Source organism: Amycolatopsis palatopharyngis, from assembly GCF_003385185.1.
GTDB classification, from domain to species: Bacteria; Actinomycetota; Actinomycetes; order Mycobacteriales; family Pseudonocardiaceae; genus Amycolatopsis; species Amycolatopsis palatopharyngis.
Genome location: NZ_PQHZ01000017.1, coordinates 23179 through 45903, shown reverse-complemented (window position 1 = coordinate 45903; position 22725 = coordinate 23179). Strand labels below are relative to the sequence as shown.

Here is a 22725-nt window from a genome sequence, read left to right as displayed (position 1 = left end):
GCGCGGTGTCTGCTGCCTCACTCGCCGGCGGGCTGCACATCGCTCGGTGCCGTGCCCGGCTTGGTCGCGGTGCCGGTCGCTCATGACGCGTCGGCCCTCCGGAGATCGCCCAGCAAGCCGGCTGCTGCCGCCGCGGAGGTGAGCCGATCGAGCAGTTCCGCCTCGCGCCGCGCCACGTCCCAGCCCAGCCGGGTGAGCCGGTAGTACCTGCGGCGGGCGTCGTGCGGCTCGCCCTCGTGACTTTCCCGTGTCTCCTCGACGAGCCCGTCGGCCGCGAGCCGGGCGAGGGTGCGGTACAGCGTGCCAGGTCCCAGTTGCACCGAGCCATCGGTGACCTCACCGATGAAGCCCATGATCCCGTAACCGTGCGTCCTGCCCCGCGCGAGCGCGAGCAGTACCTGGAACGCCGCCGGGGTCAGCGGTGGGGGATTGCCGTCCGCCATGGAAGGAGCATACACTCCGACTTCGTTGTATCCGTTCTGGATATATCGACACCGGAGGGAGTGACATGCCGATCCGTGGAGTCAGCAAAGTGGTGATCGGAGTTCGGGATCAGGAACGGGCACGGCGGTTCTGGGCGGAGACCGTCGGCTTCGAGGTCACCACCGACATGCCCTACGGCGACGCCGGTCGCTGGATCGAACTGACATCGGCCGACGGGCACACGGTGCTGGTGCTCAGCGCCGACCCAGACGATCAGCCGCGGTTCCCTGTGCGCGACGGTGTGCCGACCGCCAACTTCTTCCTCTACACCGATGACGTGGTCGCCACCCATGCCGAACTGTCGGCGGAGGGGGTCAAATTCCCTTCGCCGCCGACGCGGCAGCCCTGGGGATGGTGGGCGATGTTCGAAGACCCGGAGGGCAACCGCTTCGCACTGCAACAGCGGGAACAGCACCAGCCCGGATGATCAGTCGGACAGCGCTTCGTTGATCCAGTCCGCGACCGGAAGACCGCGTTCGAGGCATTCGACGGACAGCCGGGCCGTCCATCGCAGTGCTTGCAGTACGAGGCTGTCGACCTCCTCGGGTGCGGCGCTGGCCAGTGCGATCTCCACCTGCTCCTGTGCGGCCTCGGTGTTGCCGTGCACCTCGGCAAGCAGTGTGCGGACGGCAGTACGAACAGGCGGGTCGGCCTGATCGATCGAGACTTCTTCGCCTTCCTCGTCGAACACCTGGACCTTCACCGGCGCGTTGCCGCCGTCGCCGAGTGTCGCCACCATCGCGCTGCACTCGCTGAACAGGAGCAGCATCAGTCCGAGTGTCTCTTCGGCGCCACCTGCCTGTGGAGCGTTCGTGGGCGCGATCTGGTCCAGCGCGTCCTCGTCCTGCCCGAGGTGAATGGCGACGAGGGCGCGCTGCGCCTTCTCGACGAGCCCGTGCTCGTCCTCGTTCCTGGGGTGCTGCACGTGCCTATCAAACACCAGGGGGCCGAGAAGTGTGCTGTGGCCGAGCGTGCGCCGGGGCACCACGGTGCTCACCTGGCGGCATGCAGTGCACCCAGCGCGAGATGACCGAGCAGTTCGGCGAGTTCACTGTCAGGCAGGTAGCGGTTGTGCGGTGTCGAATTGATCAAACCGAACACGGCGTGTGCCGAGGAGCGGGCATGGCTCTCGCCCACCTGGGGGACAGCCGCGCGAATCGCGGTGACCCACACCTCCACATAGCGCCGCTGCAGCGCTCGCACCTGGCGACGATCCGCGTCGGTGAGGTTGGCGAGATTGCGTTCCTGCACGGTGATCAGGGCCGGGTGCTGGAGGGCGAAGTCGACGTGGAACCGGACCAGTTCCGCCAGTACCTCCTGCGGGTCGGTCGCCGCGTCGGCGAGTTCGGTGCCGCCGTCCAGCAGGAACTGGCTGATGGAGCTCAGCATCTCGCCGAGCATCGCGTCCTTGCTGCGGAAGTGCCGGTACAGCGCAGGCCCGGAGATGCCGACCGCCGCGCCGATGTCGTCGATCCCGACCCCGTGGAAGCCGTGCCGGGCGAACAATTCGGCGGCCGCGGCCAGAATCTGCTCGCGTCGGCTGGCCTTCTCGCCGTTCACCAGGGGCGTGGGAGTGGGGGACATTCCCGCAGTCTAGTCGGCCCAGTTAGCGAGCACTAACCTTTCCTGCTTCTGTGTGCGGGGTCCTATCCGTCGGGCGGCGTGTACACACCCCTCCGGTACGACTTACCGCGTAATCCATGTGGGTTGCCTGTGGTGTGAGTTCTTCGTGAGTCAGCACGACACCTGCTATGTCTTCTCGTGGTCAATGACTGACGAAAGGATCGGAAACGTGTCTTTCGCGAAGAAGACCACCCTCCCTGCAACCCGATTCCTGACTCTCTTCCTGCTTACCGCTCTGGCGATGCTCGGACTGACGGTCCCCGCGAGCGCCGCTGGACCGAACTATGTCGCGCTTGGTGACTCCTATTCCTCGGGAGTCGGCGCCGGTGACTACGGCAGCTCGGGCGACTGCAGACGCAGCGCCAATTCCTACCCCCGGCTATGGGCGGACTCGCACAGTGTGTCCAGCTTCGACTTCGTCGCCTGCTCGGGCGCGAGGACGGGGGACGTGCTGCGCGATCAGGTCGGTGCGCTCAGTGCGAGTACCACGGTGGCGACGATCTCGATCGGCGGTAACGACGCCGGCTTCGCCGACGTGATGACCGACTGCACCTTCGGGTCCGACCAGACCTGTGTGGACCGGGTCGAGGTCGCCAAGGCGTATGCGCGTGACACCCTGCCCGGCCTGCTCGACAACGTCTACTCGCAGATGCGCGACCGCGCGCCGAACGCGGAGATCATCGTGCTGGGCTATCCGAAGTTCTACAAGCTGAACGGCTCCTGCTCGGTGGGACTCAGTGAGACCAAGCGTGCCGCGATCAACTCGGGTTCCGACACTCTCGCCGAGGTCACGGCCAAGCGTGCCGCCGACGCCGGGTTCACGTTCGTCGACATGCGCGGCCCGTTCACCGGGCACGAGATCTGCTCGGGTGACCGCTGGCTGCACAGCCTCGTCTGGCCGATCATCGAGTCCTACCACCCCACGAAGGCAGGGCAGGCGCTCGGATACCTGCCCGCGCTCAACGCGATCACCGGCTGACGACCTCGCCCTCCGGCGGCACTGGACAGTCAGGTTAGCGGTCGATAACCTCCCCTATAGGGTTAACGCCTGCTAACCTGGCAGTTCATGCATGTTCCATGCTGTGCCGACGACGAGGGAGGCCGTGGGTTGTCACCCGGAGCAACGTCCGACATCCCGGTGCTCACCAGTACCGCGGATCCGCGGGACGAGACGTATACGCGAAGCGCCATCGCGCATGCCGAACTGGTCGAGGACCTGCGTAAACGCTTGTCCGTCGCCCGCGAGGGCGGCTCGGAGAAGGCGCGAAACCGGCATGTGGAACGCGGCAAGCTGCTTCCCAGGGACCGGGTCGACGCGCTGCTCGACCCCGGTTCGCCGTTCCTCGAACTCTCCCCGCTCGCCGCGAACGGCCTGTACGACGACGAGGCGCCATCGGCCGGGATCATCACCGGCATCGGCCGGGTGTCCGGGCGCGAGTGTGTCGTCGTGGCCAACGACGCCACTGTGAAGGGCGGCACGTACTACCCGCTCACTGTGAAGAAGCACCTGCGTGCGCAGGAAGTGGCGCTGCACAACAACCTGCCGTGCATCTACCTGGTGGACTCCGGTGGGGCCTTCCTGCCACGGCAGGACGAGGTCTTTCCCGACCGGGAGCACTTCGGCCGGATCTTCTACAACCAGGCCACCATGTCCGCGAAAGGGATACCGCAGGTCGCCGCGGTACTCGGCTCCTGCACGGCCGGTGGCGCCTACGTGCCAGCGATGAGCGACGAAGCCGTGATCGTGCGCAACCAGGGGACGATCTTCCTCGGCGGGCCACCGCTGGTGAAGGCCGCGACCGGCGAGGTCGTGACCGCGGAGGAACTCGGCGGTGGCGATGTCCACGCCCGCTCGTCCGGTGTGACCGACCATCTCGCGACCGACGACGCCCATGCGCTGCGCATCGTCCGCTCGATCGTCGCGACCCTGGGTCCACGCGCCCCCCGGCCGTGGGATCTCCTGCCTGCCGAGGAGCCGGCCGTCGACCCGGAACAGCTCTACGGCGTCGTGCCAACGGACTCCAGAACGCCGTACGACGTCCGCGAGGTGATCGCCCGGATCACCGACGGCAGCCGGTTCGCGGAGTTCAAGAAGGAGTACGGCGCCACACTGGTCACCGGTTTCGCCAGGATTCACGGCCACCCGGTCGGCATCATCGCCAACAACGGCGTCCTGTTCGCCGAGTCGGCGATGAAGGGTGCGCACTTCATCGAACTGTGCGACAAGCGCTCGATCCCGCTGCTGTTCCTGCAGAACATCAGTGGGTTCATGGTCGGCAGGGACTACGAGGCGGGCGGTATCGCCAAGCACGGAGCAAAGATGGTGACCGCGGTGGCCTGTGCGCGGGTGCCGAAGCTGACAGTCATCATCGGTGGCTCGTTCGGTGCGGGGAACTACTCGATGTGTGGCAGGGCGTACTCGCCCCGGTTCCTCTGGATGTGGCCGAACGCGCGGATCTCGGTGATGGGCGGGGAACAGGCGGCCTCGGTGCTGTCCACCGTGCGGCGCGACGCCATCGAGGCCAGGGGCGAGCAGTGGTCCGCCGAGGCGGAGGACGCCTTCAAGGACCCGATCCGGGAGCAGTACGAGCAGCAGGGCAGCCCCTACTACTCGACGGCCCGGCTCTGGGACGACGGCGTGATCGACCCGGCGGACACTCGCACCGTGGTCGGGCTGGCCCTGTCGGCCGCGGCCAACGCGCCACTGGATCCGGTCTCCTACGGCGTCTTCAGGATGTGAGCGGAATTATGTTCGACACCGTACTGATCGCCAACCGCGGCGAGATCGCCGTACGAGTCATCCGCACCCTGCGCGGCATGGGGATTCGCTCCGTCGCCGTGTACAGCGACGCCGACATCGACGCCGCGCACGTGCACGAGGCCGATACCGCCGTCCACATCGGACCTGCTGACGCCGGTCACAGTTATCTGTCGATCCCGGCGATCCTGAACGCGGTGCGCGAGACCGGTGCGCAGGCTGTGCATCCCGGATACGGGTTCCTCTCGGAGAACGTCGAGTTCGCCAGGGCCTGCGCCGAGGCGGGCGTGGCGTTCATCGGACCGCCGGTCGGGGCCATCGACGCGATGGGCGACAAGATCCGCGCGAAGGCCACCGTGTCCTCCGCGGGCGTCCCGGTCGTCCCGGGCACCACCGGCGGGGATCTCGGTGATACCGACATCGTCGAAGCCGCCGCCCAGGTCGGCTACCCGGTGCTGCTCAAGCCATCGGCGGGTGGCGGCGGCAAGGGGATGCGGCTGGTCGAGTCATCCGAGGGGCTGGCGGACGCGGTGGAGTCCGCGCGCAGGGAGGCCAGGGCGGCCTTCGGTGACGACACCTTGCTGCTGGAGCGCTTCGTCACGACGCCGCGACACATCGAGATCCAGGTACTCGCCGACTCCCACGGCCACGTGATTCATCTCGGTGAACGTGAATGCAGCCTGCAACGGCGCCACCAGAAGATCATCGAGGAGGCGCCCTCGGTGCTGCTCGACGAGGAGACCAGGGCCAGGATGGGCTCCGCGGCCGTGGAAGCGGCACGCGCTGTCGGTTACGTCGGAGCCGGCACCGTCGAGTTCATCGTGTCGTCGAAGGATCCCGGCGAGTTCTTCTTCATGGAGATGAACACCCGGCTGCAGGTCGAGCACCCGGTCACCGAGTTGGTCACCGGCCTCGACCTGGTCGAGTGGCAGGTCCGGGTCGCTGCCGGTGAACGGCTGACGCTGGCCCAGGAGGACGTGCGCCTCGACGGACACGCGGTCGAGGCGCGCGTTTACGCCGAGGAGCCTGCCAGGGGTTTCGTGCCCACCGGGGGTACCGTCCTCGCGATCGCCGAACCGGCAGGCCCTGGCGTCCGGGTCGACTCCTGGATGCGTCCGGGCGCGGTGATCGGATCGCACTACGACCCGATGCTGGCAAAGGTCATCGCATGGGGGCCGGATCGGGCGGCCGCACTGCACCGGCTGGACCGGGCGCTCGCGGACACCGCCGTACTCGGGGTCACCACCAACGTCGCGTTCCTGCGCGCGCTGCTCGCCGACGAGGAGGTACGGGCGGGGCGACTGGACACCGAACTCGTCGACCGCAGGCTGGCGTCGCTGACCGAGAGCACTGTGCCAGCCGACTTCTTCGTCGCGGCCGCACTCGATCGGCTACTCGGCCTGCAACCGACTGGTCCCTTTGTGGACCCGTGGGACGTACCGGACGGTTGGCGCCTCGGTGGGCGAGGCGGGGTGACCTTCCGGCTGCGGGCGGGGGGCGTCGAGGCCGTGGTGCGGGTCGAAGGCACCCCGGCGCGGGCCGTCGTGAGCGTCGACGAAAGTGAGCCGGAGCCGGTGTCCGCCAAGTGGAGTGGCGCGCGGCCCCGTGAGCTCGAGCTGCGCTACCGCGGTGAACTACGGCGGTACCGGCGCGCCGAGGCGGGTGACGGCGACCTGTGGCTCGCCCGCGGTGGGCGTTGTCTCGCCGTCGGCGAGCGGCCGAACCTGCTGGCGACGCACGCCGACTCCGCCGAGGCCGGGCCGGTGACGAGTCCGATGCCGGGCACCGTGCTGGTCGTCAAGGCGGCCGAGGGTGACGTGGTCGCCGCGGGTACCCCCCTGCTGGTGGTCGAGGCGATGAAGATGGAGCACACCATCACCGCACCGGTCGCCGGCGTTGTCAGTGAACTCCGTGTCCAGGTGGGCCAACAGGTCGCACTGGACGAACCGCTTGCCGTGGTAACCCCCGAGGAGCAGACCGAATGATCGACTTCAGGCTGGACAACGAGTACGAGGCGCTGCGCAAGACCGTCCAGGACTTCGCGCAGAACGAGGTGGCCCCGGTCATCGGCGACCTCTACGAGCGCGAGGAGTTCCCGTACGCCCTGGTGGCGAAGATGGGCGAGATGGGCCTGTTCGGCCTTCCGTTCGCCGAGGAGTTCGGTGGGATGGGCGGCGACTACTTCGCGCTGTGCCTCGCGCTGGAGGAACTCGCCAGGGTGGACTCGTCCGTCGCCATCACTCTGGAGGCCGGGGTCTCGCTCGGCGCCATGCCGATCTACCGGTTCGGTACCGAGGAGCAGAAGCGCCGGTGGCTTCCCGCGTTGTGCTCGGGCGAGGCGCTCGGCGCGTTCGGCCTGACCGAGCCCGGCGGCGGTTCCGACGCGGGTGCCACCCGTACGAACGCGAAGCTGGCGGACCGCGAGTGGGTGATCAACGGCAGCAAGTCGTTCATCACGAACTCCGGTACCGACATCACCCAGTTGGTCACCGTCACCGCGGTGACGGGTGCGAAGCCGGATGGCCGCAAGGAGATCTCGGCGATAATTCTTCCTTCCGGTACCGAGGGTTTCGCCGTGGCACCCAAGTACTCGAAGGTCGGCTGGAATGCCTCCGACACCCACGAGCTGTCGTTCTCGGACTGCCGTGTCCCGGAGGAGAACCTGCTTGGCGAGCGCGGGCGAGGATACGCCCAGTTCCTGTCCATTTTGGATGAAGGCAGGGTCGCCATCGCCGCGTTGAGCGTCGGCCTCGCACAGGGCTGCGTGGACGAGTGCCTGCGGTATGTCGGCGAGCGAGAGGCGTTCGGTCACAAGATCGGGGCCTACCAGGCGATCCAGTTCAAGATCGCCGACATGGAGATGCGCACGCATACGGCAAGGTTGGCGTACTACGCCGCCGCCTCGAAGATGCTACGTGGTGAGCCGTTCAAGAAGGAGGCGGCGATCGCCAAGCTCACGGCCTCCAACGCGGCCATGGACAACTCCCGCGAGGCCACCCAGATCTTCGGTGGCTATGGCTTCATGAACGAGTTCCCGGTCGGGCGTTTCTACCGTGACGCGAAGATCCTCGAGATCGGTGAGGGCACCAGCGAGGTCCAGCGCATGCTCGTCGCAAGGGAACTCGGTCTCCGGTAGCGAGAGTCCCGTTCGCGCCCGCGGTGGTCGCCCGGGTTTGTTCCCCAATGTGGCATTGGGGAACTTCAACGTCCCTAATGCCACATTGGGGAACTCCAAAACCCGCGCCGGCGTCACCGGGTGGCGGCCACGATCTGCGTGACCCCGGCATAGTTCTCGGTGATCTCGGAGAAGCCGAGCGACCGTAGTTTTGCCGCGACCTCGCCGCGGTCGAACATCTGTTGCCCACTCGCGGTGCCGATCACGGTCTCCGCCAGGCGCGCCGGTTGCCAGCCGCGCCTTGCGCTGGTGAGCAGCGCAAGGCGCCCGCCGGGGACGATCGTGGCGGCGAACGACTCGAGTGCCGCGTCGGGATCGGCGAACATATGCAGCGCGGCGAAGCAGCACAACGCGTCCACACTCGCCGGTGCGAGCGGCAGCGACACGGCGTCGGCGCGCAGGTAGGCGACGGTGTCCGGCTGCGGCTCGGCGGCGACCGCCCTGGCGAGCATCTGGCGAGCTCCGTCCAGGCCGACCGCCAGTCCGCCGGGCGCGACGGCACGGCCGAAGGCTCTGGTGAACCGTCCGGTCCCGCACGCGACATCGAGCACGGTGTGACCGGGGCGCAGGCGTAGAAGCTCCAGCGCCATGGTGAGTTCACCGTCCATACTGGGCCCGAACGGCCCCTTGGCGATTCTGCCCAGCGCGGGCCGCCAGTACCGTTCGTAGATCATCGGCACGGCGGTTGTCCGCATGAGCCGCTGCGCGAGTCCGGTGGGTGGGCCCGCCTGGTCAGCGCCGCCGAGCAGGTCCACAACCGGATCGTCGTGACCGTCCGGCCCCGCTGGCGGTTCGGTGAGCAACTCGAGAAGCCGGGACCGCGCCTTTGCGTTGATCGTCACCGTCTGCTCCCACACTTTCAGTCGCCGGGCGTGTCGAAGGCCACACGCTATCGCCTTCGCCGCTTGCGTGGTTGTCCCCGTCGTCCCTTTCCGTCCGTGGTGATCACGGCGGGCAGCCGCGGCCACTGCAGACCGCGTTCCCGTGCCAGCAGGCGGGCGATATCCGACCAGGCGCGGGCGGGAACAGCGCGCGCGTGGACCGAAGGATCGACCGCGCAGGCAGAGAACGCCGCGCGCGTGCGACGTCCGCCGACCGCGCCCGCGAGCGCCTTGTGTGCCGGCACGTCGCCTGCCGAGTAGGCGGTGTTCAGCAGCGTCCACAGCACGGTCTCGACGTGCGGGGTCATCCCGGGAATCCGGCGAATGGACAGGTGCGCCGAGTCCACGGTGGGTTCCGGCCGGAATGCGGCAGCCGGGACACGGGTGGTCAGCGCCATCTCGAAACGTGCCGCCCACCACGCGGCTTCCCGATCACGCGGAGTTCCTGCGGTGAGCCGCCGGGCGAAGCCCCACTCGACGACGAGCGCGGCCCGGTGCAGGCTCGTGCGCTGTGGTGTCAGGAGGCGGCGCAACAGTGCGGTGGAGATGGCATAGGGAATGCTCGACACCACGGAGAACGTCCGGCGTGGCAACGGAACGGTTCGGGCGTCGGCGGGTACGACAAGCACGTTCTCCCGGCGAGCGAGCCGTTTTCGCAGCTGTCGTACGAACTCGGGGTCGCGCTCGACCGCGATCACCCTGGCCCCGGTACCCGCGAGTCGCGCGGTGACGGCGCCCTGTCCGGCGCCGAGATCCAGCACCACGTCGCGGGGACCGATATCGCAGTCCCGGATCAATCGGTCGATAACCGGTTCGTCCGCGAGGAAGTGGACGCCTGAAGGATTGGGCTGTGCGTTGTTGTGCCCGGATCTGGGCATGGCTGAGCTCCACGTCATGTACGAGGTGAGCGCACGAAAGGCGTGCGAGGGCGTCATGACGCAGCGACCATGGCCACGATCCGGAGGAGAACGCGCCGTTGCCGCTGATGGGCTACGGCGGGTCAGGGACGAGCTCTTGTGCTTCGGGCGAGCGGGAGATGTCCGCTATGGACAGGACAGCTCCACGCGCTTCCTGCACAGAGGTAAGAAAGCTCGGTTCAACGAGGTTCCGCGATCGCTGCGTTCAGGCGGTACGCAAACGCGCGAACACGGCGCAGAAGGCGAACATGGCTCCCATGCGGCGCAACCTAGCACTACCCGCGAACCGATGTCACCTCGAATATTCACCACTGTTCCGTTCGATCCCTCACCGGGCGCGAACGGTCCCCTCGTGCAAGCAACCTGGTGAAAACCCTGGTTTCGCTGCTTAACGTCGGAGTTGTCGCCGCTTCAACGAACAACTACACCGAGGGGGAGCAACTATGACTCCGACGCCGGCATCGATCACGACCTTGTGCCCGCCGCACGTCACCGATCTGGACGTTCGTGGTCCACTCGACCTCGCCGCCGTGCCGGCTTGCGTCCGGGAGTTCATCCCGACTTCCCGGCCGGAGGCACGTGCCGCGCGGGCGATCCTGCCAATGGCGTTCACCGTGGAGGGCGAATGGCAGACGGCGGGAGTTCTGGTCCGTCCCGTGGCCAAACGCACCATCCGGATCGAGACCGAAGCTCCGCCCACCGTCGTGGCTGCGGCGACCGCGCAGGCTCGCAGGATTCTGTCGCTGGACACCGATGCCCGGGGATTCGCCGCTATCGGCCGAAGAGACCCGGTGGTCGGGCAACTGCAGTCCTGGTTCAGAGGGGTGCGGCCGGTGCTGTTCCACTCACCGTACGAAGCGGCCTGCTGGGCGATCATCGGTAACCGGATAGGCAGCAGGCAGGCCACTTCGATCATGCGGCATATCGCGGGGGAGCACGGTCGCCGCGTCGTCGTCGGTGACACCGTCCTGTCGTCCTTTCCCGCGCCGGCGGAACTGCACGCCCTCAGTGGTTCGCTCCGGCTACCGGAACGAAAGGTCTCTCGACTGCGGGCCGTCGCGGAAATCGCTCACGACGGTGAACTGACCGCCTCGATGTTGCTGGCGATGGAAGCAGAGGACGCCTTGCGGTCTCTGCGCAGGCTTCCCGGGATCGGGCCGTTCTCGGCCGAGCTGATACTCACCCGGGGTGCCGGCCACCCGGACGTCTTTCCGCGAGGGGAACACGGTGTGCTCGAGGAGATGGCCCTCGCGTACGGCGCGGATCCTGATGACGTCTCCTCGCTGGAGCGGATCGCCGAGTCCTGGCAGCCATTCCGCAGTTGGGCTGCGCTGCTGTTCCGGTTGTCGAGGGAGCAGCGCGCGCCGGGGGAGCGAGCCGGGCCACGCCCGGTCAAGGCCGTGGACCGGGGCTCACGCGGGCCACAGGAGGCGTTGTGGTGAGCTGATCGGGTGGAACTGAACGAGGGCATCGGATTCTGGCGGATCTTCGAAACACAGCCGCCGCCACCGGAGGCTGTGGTGTTGATCACCGGAGCCGCGGCACTCGTGCTGGTTCTGTCCCGGACCCCGTGGCGGCTCGCGCGCAACGTCGTCACGATCGTGCACGAGGCAGGGCACGCTCTCGTCGCGGTGCTGGTCGGACGCCGGCTTCGCGGCATCCGGCTGCATTCGGACACCTCGGGTGTGACGGTCTCGCGGGGGAAGCCGAGCGGACCGGGCATGGTGCTCACCACCCTCGCCGGATATCCCGCGCCCGCGTTGCTCGGGTTGGCGTTCGCCGCGCTCCTGTCCGGTGACCGGATGGCCGCCGTGCTGGCCATTGTGGCCGTGCTCCTGCTGGGTGTTCTCGTGATGGTGCGTAATGCCTACGGCGTGTTCGCGGTGGTGGCCTCGGCCGTGGTGCTCGCAGCGGTCGCTCTCCTTGCGCCTTCGGAGGTGCAGGCCGCCTTCGTCTATCTGATGACCTGGTTCCTGGTGCTCGGTGGGATGCGGCCCGTGTTCGAGCTGCAGCGGAAACGGCGCAGGGGTGCCGCGCGGGACTCCGATGCCGACCAACTGGCCAGGCTCACCGGCCTGCCCGCCGCGTTGTGGCTGTTGGTCCTCGGCGTGATCGCGCTGAGCTGCCTCGTGCTCGGCGGAGCGCTGCTGCTCGAACCCGCTCTCCGCTGAGGTCAGGCCGGTGCGGCACACTGGTGCCCTGGTGACAGGCTCGACGGAAGGCACAGTGGTGACGGACGAGGTGGCCAAGACGGTCGAAGAGTGTGCGCGCGCGGCGAAGCAGGCGGCACCGTCTCTCGCGGCGGCGAGTGATGCGGCCATCGACACCGCTCTGGGCGCCATGGCCGACCGGATGCTGACGGCCAGGGACTCGGTGCTCGAGGCCAACCGGGCGGATCTGGAGAAGGCCCGCGCCGACGGGATGAGCGCGGGGCTGCTGGACCGGCTCACCATCACCGAGGACCGGCTCGTCGGCATGGCCGAGCAGCTGCGACTGCTTGCTGCCGCGCCACACCAGGAGCGCAGTGTGCCGATCTCCACCCTGGACGGTGGACTCCGGCTGGTGGAGCGCAGGCGCCCCGTCGGGGTGATCGGCGCGAACTACGAGGCCAGGCCGAACGTCACGGTCGACGTCGCCTCGCAGCTGGTCAAGTCCCGCAACGGTGGTGTGCTGCGCACCGGGTCGGCCGCCCTGGGATCGGCGCAGCGGCTGCTCGACGAGGTGATCGCGCCCGCACTGAGCGCGGGCGGCATCGCCCCCGAGGTCGTTCAGTTGGTTCCCCGGGCCGAGCGGGAGGCTGCCGCCGCGCTGGTCAGCCTGCCCGGCCTGGTTCCGCTGGTGATCCTGCGCGGCAGCGGCGACAGCACGCGCGCACTCGCGACCGAGGCCGCGACTCACGGGGTGCGCACACTGGCCCATGCCGACGGTGGTGGCGTGTTGTTCGTGGACGAGGCGGCCGACGCCGAATCGGTGCGCGAACTCGTCGCGGGCAGCCTGGACCGCCTCGGTGTTTGCAACCGGCTGAATCTGCTGTTGATCCACACCGCGGTCTACGAGGAGCTGTGGCCGACGATCTCCAGCGCGCTCGAGGAGCGCTCGGTGCGTCCGTCCCTGCCGCCGCATGAGCACGCCATCGGCTACGAGTGGGCGCTCGACTCGGACCGCGAGGCGACCGTGACCGTCGCGCGGGTGGCTGATCTGACCGAGGCGGTCACCATCGCCAACGAGCAGACGTCGGGGCTCGCAGCGGGGATCGCCACAGAGGACGCGGCGACGGCGGAGGCCTTCTTCGACGCCTACCAGGGCACCGGCGTCTTCTGGAACGCACCGACCCGGCTGCTCGACGGGTTCAAGCTGATGGGTGTCCCAGAAACCGGCATCAACCTGGACCGGGTCCCCGGCCCGCGTGGCCCGGTGACCTACACCGACCTCTACGTCCGCCAGTACGCGGTGCTGCCCGCCGGACGGTGACCGCCCGGCGAGCAGCGTCGCAGTCGCTATGCCTGCCCGCTGAACACGGCCTTGTCGCCACCGAAGTTCGGCTGCAGCGCGAGCTGCATCTCGCCGGGCTGCTCGCCGACGGAGTACGCGGCTTCGTAGGTGAAGGTCTTTCCGGGCATCACCGTCGCCGCTTCCATTCCGCCGTCGCCGCATTCGCCGTTCGAGTCGAAGATCGCTTCGGCGGTTGAGCCGTTGAACTGCGCGTCTCCGCCCACACTGAGCATCATCGCATCGAACGCTTCCTCCGTGCCGTTGACCACGGTGACGGTAAATTTCACCGCACGCACGACGTCTTGCGGCATCGCGTACTCGCTCGGCGTGCAAGCTGTGGGTGCGGAGATTTCCACGGCCAATCCGTTGTCCCATGTGTAGCGCTTGCCCCAAGTCAGCGCTCCGGCAGAGGCTTGTTGCTGCTCTGCCTCAGGCTCACTGGACGCGTCACTGACTTTCCCTTGGTTCGTCTCACCGTTCAGAATGCCGTCCAACTCCTCGACAGCTTGCTGTTGAACCACGACAGTGATCGCGATTCCAGCGACGCACAGGGCTGTACCGATGATGGCCAGAACGCGCTTCGACCCGAAGATCGCGATGATGCCGAGCACCGCGCCGACGCCCGCCACGATTGCCGTCAGGTTGTTGAGGATCAGGACGGGCGAGCCCACCACTCCGACGATGCCGAGAATTAAGGAAGTCCACGCGAGCGCGCCGAACTTCGCGGGCTTCGGCTGCCGCTCAGGTGCCGAGGGCGGAGGAGCGTAGGGGGCCTGACTCATTAATTGTCCTTTCAACTGATTACGACAGTTGAAAGTCGGACTTGTCTGGCCCGGCGTTAGCGTCTGGTGGTGCGGCTGTTCGTTTTGTGTCCCGGCCGCGTCCCGATGGTGATGGAGCGAGCGCGGTCAGCGGCGCTTTCGGCGTCCTCTGGTGCGGGGCCCGGGTTCGTCGCTCGGGGCGGCGCTGTCGCCCTCGGCTCGCTCCTCGTCCCGGGGCTCCGGCTTCGCCTTGGATTTCTCCGAAGTCTGTGGTGTGAGCCCGAGTAGTTCCGCCGCGAGCTGCTGCCCGCTCTCGAACCGGCCAGCGGAGCCGGGCTGTTGCTTCGCCCGGCGCAGGGCCGAGGGCCGGAGCCGGGCATAGCCACGGACCGACACCGGCCGTCGCATGCGCAGCTCGAAAGCGGGTTCGTCAGCGAGCTGGCTTGCCGTCTCCTTGTCCACCAGGATCGTGTCCGGCCGGGCCAGGGAGGTCAGCCGGGCGGCGAGATTCACCACCGAGCCGTAGACGTCCCCGAAACGGTTCAGCACGCGCCCGGTGGCCAGTCCGGCCCGTACCGCAGGCAGGCCCTCGTCCGCTCGCGTCCGCTCCGTGAGGGTCAGCGCGATCTCGGCGCCGTCGAAGGGGGAGTCGGCGACGAAGAGCACCTCGTCGCCGATCATCTTGACCACGCGTCCACGGTGCTCGGCGATCACCTCGCTCGCGATCGCCTCGAAACGTTCCAGCACCTCGTTCAGCTCGGACTCGTCGATTCGCCGGGTCAGGCGCGTGTAGCCGACCATGTCCACGAATCCGACGGCTTCGGTGCGGGCCTGCAGATCCTCGTCCGGGCTGGCCAGCGCCCGGCCCGCGTAGGCCGCGAGGTGCCTGCGCCAGACGTAGCTCTGAACTTTCTCCAGCTCGGGCAGCAACTGGTCGACCAGCCGGGCGATCTGCCGCTCGTTCCGGCCGAGCTCCTGGTTCTCGGTGATCAGCGTCCACAGCAGGTGGACCTGCCACTCCGCCAGCCGCGAGAGGTGCTGACCCAGTGCCCTGGTAACCGAGGTCTCCAGGGTGGGGTCCACGAGACCGGCCTGAACCAGGCCATCCGCGATGCGCACCGCTTCGGCGTCGGCATCGGTGAACACGACCTCGTCGTCGTTCACCGTGGCGAACCCCAGAGCCCGCCACAGCCTGCGCGTGCGCTCCTCGGGGACTCCGGTCTTCGCGGCCACCTGCAAACGCGTGTACTTGCGCCGGCCGCCGAGCAGGATCCGTTCCAGCCGTTGCTGCAGTTCACCGATAGCAAGGGAGTCGACGGGACGAGTGCTTCTGGGCGCACCCCCCGGCCGGTCGTGCGATCCCTGCTCCTCGGTCACGGCTCAGGTGGTGTGCACGATGAGGACATCCACGCCGGACTTGCGGGCAACCTCCGACGGCACCGAGCCGAGAATGCGCCCGGCGAGAGTGTTGAGCCCTCGGTTGCCGACCACCAGCAGGTCGGCCGAACGCTCGGAAACGGTCTTGCGCAGTGCTTCGACGGGCTCGCCGACCACCGGAATGGTCTCCACCTTGGTGGCTCCGGCCCTTGCCGCCCTGTCCCTGGCGCTGATCAGCGTGTCCTCGGCAGGAGCGGAGCCGACAACCTGGTATGCCTCGTCACCGAGAACGTCCTGGGCCTTCTCCACGTCGTGCTTGCTGGCGGGGTAGTAGGCGCAGACGATGACCAGTTGCGCGCCGGAGTCGGCGGCCACTCCGGCCGCTCGGTCGACTGCGGCAAAAGACGATTTCGAACCGTCGGTACCCACCACCACGGTCTGATAGGCGGCCATCGAAGTCCTCCACGAAAGGTCGGCGTACTCGGCAGTAGGTCGAGCAACAGTCGGTGTAGACGCAGACCATAGCGGCCCCGGCTGCCAAGCGCAGCCCTGACCTACTCGCGAGTTGGTTTCGATGCGGACTGGTTGTTTCCCCCGTGCGCCTGCACCTTGCTCGCACCGGTCGCCGGAGCGGGCTTCGGAGTCGGCGACGGCGTTGTCTGCACAGTCGGGTAGTCGTCGTCCGGCAATGCCTGCGCCGCGGCGTTGGTCAACGCCGTGTCCGCCTCGGCGAGCATCGCGCGTGCCCCGCGGACCTGCTCGGCGATCGTCGCGCGCAGCGAACGCAAAGCCTGCACCCGCTCCGCCGCATGCGCGATCCGCCGGTTCGCCTGGTCGGTCGCCTCGCGAACCCGCCTTCGCGCCTCGTCGGAAGCCTCGGCCACCCTCGCGTTGGCCTCGCTGATCGAGTTCTGCTTGCGCTGGTTCGCGTCCGCGACGGACTCGCGCTGCCGCCGATCGATATCGGCCTTGGCCGCGGCCTCCTCCTCGGCGACCTTCGTCCTGATGCCCGCGGCCTCCTCGGTGGCTTCCCGGACCCGCCGTTCGGCCTCGGCCTTGCTGGCGGCCTCCTGCTCGGCCAGCACCCGCATGGCTTCCGTGCGGCGCCCGGCCATGGCGATCTCGAAGTCGTCCTCGACCTGAGTACGGCGCTGCTCGGCTTCGGAGTCCAGCCGGTCCCGTTCGGCGGCGGCCTCCGACGTGATGGTGGCCGCCTCCGCGCGGGCGGTTTCGAGCACCGACCGGTGCTCTGCCTCCATCTCCTTACGCCGCTCGGCCAGCTCGGTGAGCAGTTCCTCGTACCTGGCGCGCATCGCGCTCGCGTCGCTCTCGGCCTTGGCCCGGATGTGCCCGGCCTCCGCCTCGGCCCTCGCCCTGGTGTCGGCCGCCTCGTCCTGCGCCAGCCGCAGCATTCGCTGCAACCGTTCGGACAGGCCCTCGAGTGTCGTCGGCGGCTGCGCCAGTCGCTCCACCTGACCGCGCAGGTCGTCGATCTCGCCGCGGGCGATCTCCAGCTGCCTGGCCAGATCGCCCGCCTGCGAGATCGCGGCATCGCGGTCCGAGGTGAGCATCTTCAGGTCGGCGTCCAGCCGCTCCAAATGCTCGTCCACCTGTACCCGGTCGTAGCCGCGCTTCTCAAGATCGAAGCCGGCCCCCAGCGGTACGAGCTCCCGTTCATCGCCAAGGCTCATGGCCCCACCCTATCGGCAGGTGTCCTGAGGTGGCCGGGCAACGCCAGGGCGTGGCGCGGTGCGGCTACGCACCGCGGAACGCGTTGATCGCGTCGAGGTGTCGTTCCCGCAGCTCGTGGTCGCGAACGCCGAGCCCCTCCTCCGGAGCGAGGCAGAGCACGCCGACCTTGCCCTGGTGGGCGTTGCGGTGCACGTCCAGCGCCGCCTGCCCCGTCTCCTCCAGCGGATACACCTTCGACAGCGTCGGGTGGATCAGCCCCTTCTCGATCAGCCGGTTGGCCTCCCAGGACTCCCGGTAGTTCGCGAAATGCGAGCCGATGATCCGCTTCAGGTTCATCCACAGGTAGCGGTTGTCGAACTGGTGCAGGTAGCCGGAGGTGGAGGCACAGGTGACGATCGTGCCGCCCTTACGGGCCGCGTAGACCGAGGCGCCGAAGGTCTCCCGGCCCGGGTGCTCGAACACGATGTCCGGGTCCTCACCGCCGGTCAGCTCCCGGATCTTCGCGCCGAAGCGCTGCCATTCCTTCGGGTCCTGGGTGTGCTCGTCCTTCCAGAACTTGTAGCCCTCGGCGTTGCGGTCGATCACCAGCTCCGCGCCCATTCGGCGGCAGATCTCGGCCTTCTCCGGGCTGGACACCACACACACCGGGATGGCTCCGCCGTTGAGTGCGAACTGGGTCGCATACGAACCGAGACCACCGGAAGCGCCCCAGATGAGCACCACGTCACCCTGCTTCATGTCGGCGCCGTTGCGCGACACCAGCTGCCGGTAGGCGGTGGAGTTGACCAGCCCGGGCGCGGCTGCCTCCTCCCAGGTGAGGTGCTTCGGCTTCGGCATGAGCTGATTTGCCTTGACCAGAGCCACCTGCGCGAGGCCACCGAAGTTCGTCTCGAAACCCCAGATCCGCTGCTCGGTGTCGAGCATCGTGTCGTTGTGCCCGTCGGGGCCCTCGAGCTCGACGTTGAGGCAGTGCGCGACCACTTCCTGACCGGGCTCCCAGCGGTGCACGCCGGGACCGGTGCGCAGAACCACGCCGGACAGGTCCGAGCCCACCACGTGATACGGCAGGTCGTGGCGCTTGGTCAGCGGCGAGATCCGGCCGTAGCGCTGCAGGAACTTGAACGTCGACAGTGGCTCGAAGATCGAGGTCCACACCGTGTTGTAGTTGATCGCCGAGGCCATCACCGCGACCAGCGCCTCGCCCGGCCCCAGCTCCGGCACCGGCACCTCGTCCAGATGCAGGGACTTGCGCGGGTCCTTGTCCCTGCTGTCCAGGCCGGCGAACATCTCGGACTCGTCGGCGTGCACCGTGATGCCCCGGTAGCTCTCCGGCATCGTCAGTGAGGAGATCGCGGACAAGTTGTCAGTGAGGACAGCGTCGGTGATCTCACTGAGCGCGTTCTGCGACATCGGGGCCTCCGGTGAAGTGGTTGCGGTCTCGCCGAGATGAAACTACTGGCGGGTAACGAGACGGCACAACTGTACGAGAGCAGGCGCACGTCGGCATTTCCCGAGCTACGCGAAAGTGTGACCGAACTCTTGACCGGCTGGCCAACCAAGGAGCAAAATCGCAGGTGAAGCCGTGAGTTGCTAGCGGAGTTCGATGGACTTTTCGGAGGTGATCAGGATGCGCGAAACTTCGGCACGTCCCTGGACGAGGCCGCACGACTGGGCGGAAGTAGTCCTGGGCGTCGTGGCGGTGCTGTCACCGCTGTGGCTGGAAACGAGTACGGCGGCCATGTGGACGCTGATCGTGATGGGCGGTCTGGTCGCGCTGGACGGGCTCGCGTCGCTGGCGATGCCCGGCATGGTCTATGGCGAGGCCATCCAGATCGTTCTCGGCGCCCTGCTCGTACTATCGCCGTGGGTGATCGGCTACACCGAACTCTCGGGTGCGGCCTGGATGTCGTGGGTCATCGGTGCCCTGACCATCGTGGTCGGCGCCGCGGCACTGCCCGTTGCCAACGCCGCGCACACGCGCATGGCGGGACAGCACTGACAGAGTCGCTGCCAGCCGGGCGTGATTGGTCGCGGAGTGGCCGAACGTGCCTGCGAAGTCCACATTCGAGACAGCCGACGGCACGAAACGGCCGCGGGCCCACGACGGCGTAGATGCCGGCGTGGGCCCGACTGCGTGAAAGGACGACGAGTGGCGCGAGTACGGCCTGCCGACGAGTCGGCGCGGGAGCGAATCCTCGTCGCCGCGGAGGAACTCTTCGCCGCGAGCGGTTTCGAAGCGACCCCCACCTCCCGGATCGCTGAGCGGGCCGGCGTGCCCAAGGGGTTGGTGCACTACTACTTCCGGCGCAAGGCGGACCTGCTGACCGCGCTGGTGGAGCGGCTACCGGATGAGCGGATCGAGACCGCGAAGGTGGTCGTTCCCGGTGATATCGCGCAGAGTCTGCGCAGGCTGGTCGCTGAACTCGATCGGCGCCTTTCCTCCTCGATGATGCTCTCGCATCTGTTGTGGCGAGAGGCGGACACCCACACCGGCGTCCGCGACGCGCTACAGGACCGGTACCAGCAGCTGGTGTCCCAGGTGCGAGCCGTCATCCTGGCCGCGGGTATGGGCGGCCTCGCGGTCGCCGACATCGACAGCGCGTCGGGATTGCTGGCGCTCGCCGTCAGTTACCGGCATTCCGTGGCGCGCCACTCGGCGGACGAGGGACCCGACGAGATGGAACGCGAACTCGAGTTCATCGCCAGTGCCCTCACAGCGCGTGCGGGCGTGCGCCAAGCCGACTAGTGAGCCGGACCCGGCTCGACGAGTTCGACCAGAACCCCGCCAGCGTCCTTCGGATGCACGAAGTTCACCCTGCTGCCCGCCGTGCCGCGTTTGGCCTCCGGGTAGAGCAGTCGTAGCCCCTTCGCCCGTAATGCCTCGGCCGCGGCGTCCACATCGGTGACCCGGTAGGCCAGTTGCTGCAGGCCGGGTCCCTTGGTGTCGAGGAACTTCCCGATGGTGGAGTCCGGGCGCAGCGGTGCGAGCAGTTGCACGGCGGGTCCCTTCTCATCCCCCGGGGCATGCAACATGGCTTCCCGCACGCCCTGCTCCTCGTTGACCTCGGTGTGCGTGGCCTGCAGCCCGAAGTTGTCCGCGTAGAAGGAGATCGCGGTGTCGAGGTCGGCGACGGCGATGCCGACGTGATCGATTGTGGTGACGAACGGCTTCAGCGCGTCTTTCATGGGAGGGAGGATATGTGCTGAACCGCCGTCTCCGCCGTGCGTCGGCTCACAGGACGGTGTCCGCCGGCGGGTGCGTACCCCGGGTGCCGCAGCGGGCGAGTATTGAATCGGACACAGTGAGCGATTCAGCAACTGACCCGAACCGGTATCGTTTTTCAGGTTGGTCCTGCGACGAGGCTTGGAGGCTGCCGTGTCCGGTTCTGTGATCCTGGGTGCTGCCCGTACCCCGATCGGTCGATTGCTCGGCTCCCTGAAGGACTTCTCCGGGGCCCAGCTCGGTGGCTTTGCCATCAAGGCGGCACTGGAACGGGCGGGAGTCTCCCCGGACGCGGTGCAGTACACGATCATGGGGCAGGTCCTCACCGCGGGCGCGGGCCAGATCCCGGCACGTCAGGCCGCCGTCGCCGCGGGCATCCCGATGGACGTCCCCGCGCTGACCATCAACAAGGTTTGCCTCTCCGGCCTCGACGCCATCGCGCTCGCCGACCAGCTCATCCGTGCCGGGGAGTTCGACCTCGTGGTCGCCGGTGGGCAGGAGTCGATGACCCAGGCCCCGCACCTGCTGCCCAAGTCGCGCTCCGGGTTCAAATACGGCGACACCACTCTCGTCGACCATATGGCCCACGATGGCCTGTTCTGTGCGTTCGACCAGGTCGCGATGGGCGCCTCCACGGAGAAGCACAACGCGCGCTACGAACTGACCAGGGCCGAGCAGGACGAGTTCTCCGCGCGGTCGCACCAGCGGGCGGCGGCGGCCATCGAAGCCGGTCACTTCGCCGACGAGATCGTCGACGTGGAGATCCCGCAGCGCAAGAAGGATCCGATCGTGTTCTCCACCGACGAGGGTGTGCGCGCGGACACCACGGCGGACGGGCTCGGCAAGCTGCGTCCGGCGTTCGCCGCCGACGGCACGATCACCGCCGGTTCCGCCTCGCAGATCTCCGACGGTGCCGCGGCCGTGGTGGTCGCCAGTAAGGAGAAGGCCGAGGAACTCGGCATCGCCCCGCTGGCCGAGATCGGCGCGCACGGCGTGGTGGCCGGTCCCGACGCGAGCCTGCACGAGCAGCCGGCGAACGCCATCAAGGCCGCGCTGGCGAAGGCGAAACTGGATGTGGGTGCACTGGACCTCGTCGAGATCAACGAGGCCTTCGCCGCCGTGGGTCTCGTCTCCACCAGGCAGCTGGGTATCGATCCGGAGAAGGTCAACGTCAACGGCGGTGCGATCGCCCTCGGCCACCCGATCGGTGCCTCCGGTGCCCGGCTGGCCGTGCACCTCGCCTACGAGCTGCGCAGGCGTGGCGGGGGCGTCGGTGCCGCGGCGCTCTGCGGTGGCGGCGGTCAGGGTGACGCGCTGCTGATCACCGTGCCGAAGGGCTGACCGGATGGCGGTCGCGGTTGACGTCGCCGACCTGGTGGAGCGGGCGCGCGACGGTCAGCAGCGGGCCGTCGCGCGGTTGATCTCGCTGGTCGAGGACGCACATCCGCAGTTGCGTGAGGTGGCGGCCGCACTGACGCCGCATACCGGCAACGCCCAGGTCGTCGGGCTGACCGGACCTCCTGGAGTCGGTAAGTCGACATCGACCTCGATGCTGATCTCGGCGCTGCGTGCCGAGGGCAAACGGGTTGGAGTGCTGGCGATCGACCCGTCCTCACCGTTCTCCGGGGGCGCCCTGCTCGGGGATCGGATCCGGATGACCGAGCATGCCGTGGACCCGGGGGTCTTCATCCGCTCGATGGCCACGCGCGGTCATCTCGGCGGACTCGCCTGGGCCACCCCGCAGGCGCTGCGGGTCCTCGACGCGGCCGGGTTCGACGTCGTGCTCGTCGAGACAGTCGGTGTAGGACAGTCCGAAGTGGACGTGGTACGCCTCGCCGACACGACTGTGGTGCTGCTGGCGCCAGGTATGGGCGACGGGATACAGGCCGCCAAGGCAGGCGTACTGGAGATCGCCGATGTGTTCGTGGTGAACAAGGCCGACCGGGACGGCGCCGACACCACGGTGCGTGAGCTGAAGCAGATGATCTCGTTGGCGCGCAGGGAAGTACGCGGCCATTCCTGGCGCCAGCCGATCGTGCGCACCGTCGCGGCCAAGGGTGAGGGCGGCGGCCAGGTGATCGAGGCGCTGGCCGAGCACCACCGCTGGCTGGAGGCCAACGGCGAGCTGCGCAGGCGACGAGCGGCCCGAGCCGCGGGCGAGGTTGAGGCCATCGCGATGCAGTCCCTGCGTGCCGAGTTGGTGGACCTGCGGGGCGGGCAGCGGCTCGCGGAACTGGCCGAGGGAGTGGTCGATCGCCGGGTGGACCCGTTCGCGGCCGCCGGCCAACTGATCGAGAGCCTGCGTTCCTGACCGCCCGCCCCGTCTCAAAAACCCCGCACTTT

23 protein-coding genes are annotated in these 22725 nt (G+C 68.1%); 12 read left to right on the top strand and 11 right to left on the bottom strand.

The features are described 5' to 3' along the window. Nucleotides 1-80 precede the first annotated feature (80 nt). On the bottom strand, nt 81-443 hold the full coding sequence (locus D0C15_RS15310) for a PadR family transcriptional regulator (protein WP_116045698.1): 363 nt from the start codon (nt 441-443) through the stop codon (nt 81-83). A 65-nt stretch (nt 444-508) separates the two neighbouring features. Between D0C15_RS15310 and D0C15_RS15305 the strand changes: the two genes are divergently transcribed. Beyond that, nucleotides 509-910: a VOC family protein gene (locus D0C15_RS15305; protein ID WP_116045696.1), complete on the top strand. Its 402-nt coding sequence runs from the start codon at nt 509-511 to the stop codon at nt 908-910. On the opposite strand, the gene D0C15_RS15300 is transcribed toward D0C15_RS15305, so the two are convergent. After that, complete coding sequence (locus D0C15_RS15300; RefSeq protein ID WP_116045828.1) at nt 911-1408, bottom strand: hypothetical protein; 498 nt, start codon at nt 1406-1408, stop codon at nt 911-913. It abuts the gene before it with no gap. A 68-nt stretch (nt 1409-1476) separates the two neighbouring features. Further along, nucleotides 1477-2067 (bottom strand): SACE_7040 family transcriptional regulator, encoded by a 591-nt coding sequence (locus D0C15_RS15295; protein WP_116045693.1) that lies wholly within the window; start codon nt 2065-2067, stop codon nt 1477-1479. 280 nt (nt 2068-2347) lie between these two features. Between D0C15_RS15295 and D0C15_RS15290 the strand changes: the two genes are divergently transcribed. From D0C15_RS15290 to D0C15_RS15275, 4 genes are all read left to right on the top strand, one after another. After that, complete coding sequence (locus tag D0C15_RS15290; protein ID WP_211323205.1) at nt 2348-3085, top strand: SGNH/GDSL hydrolase family protein; 738 nt, start codon at nt 2348-2350, stop codon at nt 3083-3085. Between the two features lie 129 nt (nt 3086-3214). Next, nucleotides 3215-4846 (top strand): carboxyl transferase domain-containing protein, encoded by a 1632-nt coding sequence (locus tag D0C15_RS15285; RefSeq protein ID WP_116045688.1) that lies wholly within the window; start codon nt 3215-3217, stop codon nt 4844-4846. An 8-nt stretch (nt 4847-4854) separates the two neighbouring features. Beyond that, nucleotides 4855-6849 carry an acetyl-CoA carboxylase biotin carboxylase subunit gene (locus tag D0C15_RS15280; RefSeq protein WP_116045686.1) on the top strand — a complete coding sequence of 665 codons (1995 nt, stop codon included), beginning with the start codon at nt 4855-4857 and terminating at the stop codon, nt 6847-6849. Then, complete coding sequence (locus D0C15_RS15275; RefSeq protein ID WP_116045684.1) at nt 6846-8000, top strand: acyl-CoA dehydrogenase family protein; 1155 nt, start codon at nt 6846-6848, stop codon at nt 7998-8000. The genes D0C15_RS15280 and D0C15_RS15275 overlap by 4 nt, the downstream gene beginning before the upstream one ends. Nucleotides 8001-8113: 113 nt before the next feature. Here D0C15_RS15275 and D0C15_RS15270 read toward each other — a convergent pair whose 3' ends face one another. Then, nucleotides 8114-8881, bottom strand: a complete 768-nt coding sequence (locus tag D0C15_RS15270; protein ID WP_245975823.1) for a class I SAM-dependent methyltransferase — start codon at nt 8879-8881, stop codon at nt 8114-8116. Nucleotides 8882-8928: 47 nt separating this feature from the next. Continuing rightward, entirely contained in the window at nt 8929-9798 is an 870-nt protein-coding gene (locus tag D0C15_RS15265) for a ribosomal RNA small subunit methyltransferase A (RefSeq protein ID WP_116045682.1), read from the bottom strand. Between the two features lie 482 nt (nt 9799-10280). Here D0C15_RS15265 and D0C15_RS15260 point away from each other — a divergent pair, with 482 nt between their 5' ends. From D0C15_RS15260 to D0C15_RS15250, 3 genes are all read left to right on the top strand, one after another. After that, a complete protein-coding gene (locus D0C15_RS15260) occupies nt 10281-11279 on the top strand; it encodes a DNA-3-methyladenine glycosylase family protein (RefSeq protein WP_116045680.1) in 999 nt (332 codons plus the stop codon). 75 nt (nt 11280-11354) lie between these two features. Then, complete coding sequence (locus D0C15_RS15255; RefSeq protein ID WP_245975836.1) at nt 11355-12008, top strand: M50 family metallopeptidase; 654 nt, start codon at nt 11355-11357, stop codon at nt 12006-12008. A 58-nt stretch (nt 12009-12066) separates the two neighbouring features. Next, on the top strand, nt 12067-13308 hold the full coding sequence (locus D0C15_RS15250; protein ID WP_116045824.1) for an aldehyde dehydrogenase family protein: 1242 nt from the start codon (nt 12067-12069) through the stop codon (nt 13306-13308). A 26-nt stretch (nt 13309-13334) separates the two neighbouring features. On the opposite strand, the gene D0C15_RS15245 is transcribed toward D0C15_RS15250, so the two are convergent. The 5 genes from D0C15_RS15245 to ccrA form a co-directional block, all read right to left on the bottom strand. Next, nucleotides 13335-14000: a hypothetical protein gene (locus D0C15_RS15245; protein ID WP_162830088.1), complete on the bottom strand. Its 666-nt coding sequence runs from the start codon at nt 13998-14000 to the stop codon at nt 13335-13337. Nucleotides 14001-14237: 237 nt separating this feature from the next. Then, nucleotides 14238-15392 (bottom strand): adenylate/guanylate cyclase domain-containing protein, encoded by a 1155-nt coding sequence (locus tag D0C15_RS15240; RefSeq protein ID WP_211323204.1) that lies wholly within the window; start codon nt 15390-15392, stop codon nt 14238-14240. A gap of 78 nt (nt 15393-15470) precedes the next feature. Further along, entirely contained in the window at nt 15471-15920 is a 450-nt protein-coding gene (locus tag D0C15_RS15235) for a universal stress protein (RefSeq protein ID WP_116045672.1), read from the bottom strand. A 101-nt stretch (nt 15921-16021) separates the two neighbouring features. Then, nucleotides 16022-17158 (bottom strand): coiled-coil domain-containing protein, encoded by a 1137-nt coding sequence (locus D0C15_RS15230; RefSeq protein WP_245975818.1) that lies wholly within the window; start codon nt 17156-17158, stop codon nt 16022-16024. Nucleotides 17159-17222: 64 nt separating this feature from the next. Next, a complete protein-coding gene (ccrA, locus tag D0C15_RS15225; protein ID WP_116045669.1) occupies nt 17223-18569 on the bottom strand; it encodes a crotonyl-CoA carboxylase/reductase in 1347 nt (448 codons plus the stop codon). Nucleotides 18570-18786: 217 nt separating this feature from the next. Here ccrA and D0C15_RS15220 point away from each other — a divergent pair, with 217 nt between their 5' ends. Together D0C15_RS15220 and D0C15_RS15215 are read left to right on the top strand one after the other, a co-directional pair. Continuing rightward, nucleotides 18787-19158, top strand: coding sequence for an SPW repeat protein (locus tag D0C15_RS15220; RefSeq protein ID WP_116045820.1), 372 nt, complete (start codon nt 18787-18789; stop codon nt 19156-19158). Between the two features lie 150 nt (nt 19159-19308). Further along, the gene (locus D0C15_RS15215) at nt 19309-19905 is read left to right on the top strand and encodes a TetR/AcrR family transcriptional regulator (RefSeq protein ID WP_116045667.1); all 597 of its coding nucleotides are present in this window, start codon (nt 19309-19311) and stop codon (nt 19903-19905) included. On the opposite strand, the gene mce is transcribed toward D0C15_RS15215, so the two are convergent. Continuing rightward, nucleotides 19902-20345, bottom strand: a complete 444-nt coding sequence (gene mce, locus D0C15_RS15210) for a methylmalonyl-CoA epimerase (RefSeq protein ID WP_116045664.1) — start codon at nt 20343-20345, stop codon at nt 19902-19904. The genes D0C15_RS15215 and mce overlap by 4 nt on opposite strands. A 190-nt stretch (nt 20346-20535) precedes the next feature. Between mce and D0C15_RS15205 the strand changes: the two genes are divergently transcribed. Then, entirely contained in the window at nt 20536-21723 is a 1188-nt protein-coding gene (locus D0C15_RS15205) for an acetyl-CoA C-acetyltransferase (protein ID WP_116045661.1), read from the top strand. A 4-nt stretch (nt 21724-21727) separates the two neighbouring features. Beyond that, nucleotides 21728-22693 (top strand): methylmalonyl Co-A mutase-associated GTPase MeaB, encoded by a 966-nt coding sequence (gene meaB / locus D0C15_RS15200; RefSeq protein ID WP_116045658.1) that lies wholly within the window; start codon nt 21728-21730, stop codon nt 22691-22693. The last annotated feature ends 32 nt before the right edge of the window (nt 22694-22725 follow it).